The 5,200-nt window shown below is 28.8% G+C and carries 3 protein-coding genes; all 3 read right to left on the reverse strand.

Going from position 1 to position 5,200, the window contains the following annotated elements; translation table 11 throughout:
* Positions 1-207: 207 nt before the first annotated feature.
* Positions 208-1,704 carry a hypothetical protein gene (locus PaeCFBP13512_RS23070; protein ID WP_137226346.1) on the reverse strand — a complete coding sequence of 499 codons (1,497 nt, stop codon included), beginning with the start codon at positions 1,702-1,704 and terminating at the stop codon, positions 208-210.
* A gap of 530 nt (positions 1,705-2,234) precedes the next feature.
* The gene (locus PaeCFBP13512_RS23080; protein ID WP_137226350.1) at positions 2,235-3,437 is read right to left on the reverse strand and encodes a hypothetical protein; all 1,203 of its coding nucleotides are present in this window, start codon (positions 3,435-3,437) and stop codon (positions 2,235-2,237) included.
* Between the two features lie 342 nt (positions 3,438-3,779).
* On the reverse strand, positions 3,780-5,200 hold a 1,421-nt coding region (locus tag PaeCFBP13512_RS23320; RefSeq protein WP_161594355.1), incomplete at its 5' end, for a hypothetical protein.

Below are 5,200 nucleotides of genomic sequence, written 5' to 3' on the forward strand. Positions count from 1 at the left end.
AAAGTTTATTTATAATTTCTGTTTTTATACGATTTAAATTTAAATCTAAAATTAGTTTCTGTTTTTATACGATTTAGCTTAAAAATAAAAAAACTCATAACTCAAGTTTCTTCATAAAAAGAGATTTAATTAATAAGAAAAATCTAAAAATAATAAATAGATAAAAAAAGGTTTAAAAAAAACAAAAGACAAATAACCTTTTTTTAATTATTTAAAAAAAGGCAAATCTTCATGTTTTAATTTGTTCAAGATATAATCTTCGATTTTAAAACCAAGTGGAATATCTGCAATATTTGTCCACTTTGGTAATAAATCAATTTGTTCTTGAATCCATTTTCTTATATTGATTGGATCTTCTTTATCTTTTTGTAATCTATCTTCTGCATAAGCCTCTAGTTTTTTATAAGCTTCAGGAGACTTTTGTTTTAACAATGCATCAGATCTAAGCGTATCTGCATCAATAAAGAGATCTAATAGATTAGAGTACGCATATTGTTTAGTATGATGTGCTGGAACAATAGTGAAATGTTTTTCGAATACTTGGAAAGCAGATTTACATAATTTTTCAAACTCTCTTTTTCCATATGAGCTTGCAGCTGAAGCAAATTCAAATAATCGATTCTCATCATACTTACGTGGAGAAATAAATTTATAAACACCGGTTCGTTTTGAAATATCAATAATTTCACTCATTGTTTTATGTTTTAATTCAAACGTAATAAGATCAATGATGTCTTCTGGAAACTTCCGTTCTAGCTCATAAACTTCTCTGATTTTCTCAACAATATACTTAATGAATTTTCTGCTCTTATTTTTGAGTTTAGTAGCAAGAAGATAAAAGTCTTTTCCTTCGTTATGATACTCAAAATCTCCAATCAGATTGCTAGCTAATAAATCTCTAAGATGCATAACTATTCTACGGTTTAACTTTCGCCCAGGAAGTACCTGACGATAATGCATACCTTTAACATATTCCTCTGTTAATAAAGGATTTAGTTTCATTGTTAACTTCGGTAAACGAGTTCCTTTTTGGTTATCAATTTTCCAAAACTTCAAAAGAGATATACCGTCTATTTTTAAACTCGCTAATATGTTAACAATATTCTTGAGTTCATAAACATAGGTTTTATGCAATTGTTTTAAAATACCGGAACCTTTACTTAGCCAATAAAAAGCATCATTTTTTTTATTGTTACCTGTTTTACGAATAAGATCAAAAACAAGCTTTTGCGCTGCGATCGGCAAATCTGTGAATTCCTTTTTAAAAACAAATGGATTCATAACTACCATACGAGTTATTTTATTAGTAGCTGGATCAATAAAGTGGTTCAACTTAAATTCGGATCTAATACCATCTTGAATTTCATGAATAAATCCAAGTCTCACAAACTTATCAAATGCAATATAAAATTGGTCATCACAACAAGGATCTTCATAAAGGCTGTGTAATTTTTGATAAATCTGATGCCTGCTTACATTTTCGAGTTCACCATTTGAATTGAAGCAAATATGTAGTGTACACATCAACATCAAATCAGCTTTTGTAATATGCCAAACTAAGCGACTAGATCCATTCGATCTTTCTTTAAATTTCTCTTTTTTATGTATATTTTCAGATATAGAAAATAAAGCATTCATAAACCCATCTGTTAATACAAAATTTGAAGATTTTTCTTTTGATAATTGAAAAGTAATATGTGTCACTCTTAGCTCTCCTTTCTTAAAAATTTCATTTAATCTATTGCTTATAAATATGTACACCTTCAGTAATTGTTGTTATAATTTAGAGAGGGCGTAGCAGAAAACTTGATTAAACTTATTATCATATAAGTGAAATGAAGTGAATGAGATTTTGCTGGGGAGCGATTCTCAAATAGCTACATGCTGATCACCGTAAGAACTTCCTTTTGTCAGAAAGGAAGTTCTTTTATTTTATTCACAATACACATGGCATAAATCGACATTATCACTTAGATTTGATTTGGTCAATCCTACTGAAAATGATCAATTTTTGCTATTTACTTGCGATTTTATTAAAACCATACACTCTACTCCGTAAACCATACACTCCACTCCGTAAACCATACACTCTACTCCGTAAACCATACACTCTACTCCGTAAAAAATGTAAATATTTCGAGTGTAGATTATTTTTAAAGTTTTAAATCTGTGGATAACTTTTTTTATTTTTTTAGGGAGTAAAGTGTATGTTTCTCAAAATAAAATAATAATTTTTAAGAATCGTGGTTTTCAAGCTGAGATTGTCGATGAACTAATAACCATTCAGCAGGATTATATTGAATGAAAGTAACTTTATTTTTTACTTTTACAAACTCATAATCTGCAATAATATCTGCTTGCAACAAATGTTCGAATGAATTTTTGATTGTATTAATAGTTCGAGCGCGATTATAGTTTTCATCGGTAATTATAATTTGATCAATTAGCTGATCGATATTAAAAAGGCGATTATCATTTTCTATACCGTTGAGAATGCTTAAATAAATCATACGTGCATAAGAAGTAGGTAATTCATTAAAAATAACCATGTTTATGAAGACATAGTTTCTTGCTAGTAAGCTTTGATGAAGGATATCATGAAATACAATTTCGGCTGCTCGTTCTTTACCATTTTCTTCTTCTCTTTTTCGAGCAATAAGTTTCAAGCTGGTAATAGGTCTATGCTTTACTGTTGCAGAGTAATACTTATGCTTAGATTGATCATAATATTCTTTATACTCAATCCATGTGGCTGCAATGTTTTGAAGACTGTCATAAATTAATTTATACTCGCCTCCGCTGGGTTTGGTTAACATGGCTTCAGCAAGTTCTTTAAATTCAAATTCAATATTTTTATTACATCCTTGTATCATCCAAAGTTTGAAAAGACCGATTAATACTTTTGTGTCATATGTGTTTAAAATGGCCCCTTTATCATTTCTGTAGACAATGGGTCGGAATCCTCGACGTTCTAACTCGAATATATTCTCAGACACTACAAGCTTACTCATTGTTTTTGCATGGGGGGTCCCAGATAGAAATGCTCCACTTGCAAGTAGATTTTTTTCAAATATATGTGAACTAAATTGCTTTTGATATTCTCTTTTATAGAAAAGAACGTTATCAAGAAGTTGTATTGATATAGAAATCAAATCTAACTTCTTTTGGTCGTTTATACTTATATTAAGTCCAGTAGCTTGTTGTAATATAATTGATTTCAGCTGATCGTTTTCTTGATCTTTGTACAAATCAATAAGAGGCTTAATTTCATTAATCTGTACAGAATGAAATGAAGTGAAATATTTTTGCATTTCGTCTACAATAATTTGATCAATTTGTTCTTTATTTATCGGATATTGTTTTGATATCTCTTTTTTCACGACATATAATTCTAGAGCATACTGATCAACAAGTTCAGATAGTTTTGATATCTTCATCACCTTCTTTATATTGATATAAGTTATTATAGGGTACTTCCATCCATAAATGAAGATTTAAACATAGAAGGAAGCACCTACATGAATGCGCAAAAAATACATTCACGTAGGTGCTTCCTACTAGTTTTATTCGAATTCGATTATGTACACTACTACTATATTATACATTAAAGTGTTGTGCGTCAATTTAATATAGTAGTTTATTGAATGACCTGATTTTGTGTATATCATTAAAATACAAGCTAATTTGCTTTTATTTAAAATCTTCATAAAGCACTTCCCACATTGTGCATATAAAATTAACTTTTAACCATATCCTTTTATCGTTAGATAACACGAATATTATTTTCGTTTACCTCGCTTATCAGGGTGCTTTATTGATTGATCAAAAGTATATCTAGATTGAACCAAGCTTATAATATCTTTCCAATCCCTTTTCAGATATTTTACTAGAGTTCTTGAATTAGGTTGACCCTCACTTCTCATTTCATCATAATCTGCTTTATAAAATGATTTAATATTTAATAATTCTTTGTATAAATTATTTAGTAGTTCGATCTCATCTGTTACTGAACTTGTATCTTTAGCTAGATTTAATTCAAAAGATTTTACTATTTCACTCCATTGCTTATTTAAAATGGTTTTAATATTAGACGAACTTGAAATTATCTCCCGATTTCTTTCCGCATCGAATTTATGTTTAGATGTAGAACCAATTCTTATGAATTCAGATTTTAGTAATTCCAATAATTTTAGCTCTTTTGTTTGTATCAAATCATTCTGTTGTACTGGTTGATTAATTTTAGCAATTTTATTTCTTTTTGATGTTAAATATTCTTCGCGTGCACTATTAGCCACTTTAACTGAATTTGTAAAATCATAAGCACTTCTTTCGAAAATATTATCACCAATATAATTATAGATGATACTTTTGGGATCAATATTTTTAAGGAATGATTTTATTACTGGTACTCTCAGATTAAAATCGTATATACCTATGGCTTTTCGAATATATGTTGATTTAGGATCAACTAAAAATCGTTCTATAGCGGTTGCCTTTTTTTTAATGTCTGTATGAAACTCGACAAATTCAAACAAGCCAGAACTAGCATTTAGAATATTTTTGAAGTTATTATTAAACGATGCTTTATGATCCAAAAGAGCAATTTGATTTAAAAAGATAGTCTCTTCATTAGATCTCATAGAGCGGTAATATGCAAAAATATCTACCGTTGAATCAACTGATTTTAGTGGACTTATATTAGATCTGTATCTGATATAGCCAGCAGCACCGACTAAAAAAAATAATTTTGCCAAACTGGATAAAGGCATGAACATTTTTCCGGTATCTAACCAGTACATATTCTTAGCTTGTCCACTAATTGCAAATGGAACGTTTACTTTTTCTTCATAATTACATGAAGCGATTTGATTACTGATTATTTCGCAATAGAGCACTTCTTTATTAAAGAACAATTTCAATTGATCATTTGGTAATTTTTTAACGGTTCTATGCATCTTTCCAAAAAAGGGACGACTTTTATTTTTTAATAGAAGCGCTCGCACTTGATCCCAATCATTTTGTTGAATACTATAACTCAAATGTATATCTTCTAAAGTATCTACTATATAATCTTGAAACATCTTGTTAATATGTCCCTCAATAGTTTTATCTTTAAATCCAATATTATTAAAACTAGCTTGTCCAATAAGAGGATTAAGTATTTTATATTTAATAAAATTAAGACTTTTTACTTCATCAT

The sequence above is a fragment of the Paenibacillus sp. CFBP13512 genome, from assembly GCF_005233705.1.
Lineage (GTDB): Bacteria > Bacillota > Bacilli > Paenibacillales > Paenibacillaceae > Saccharibacillus > Saccharibacillus nuruki.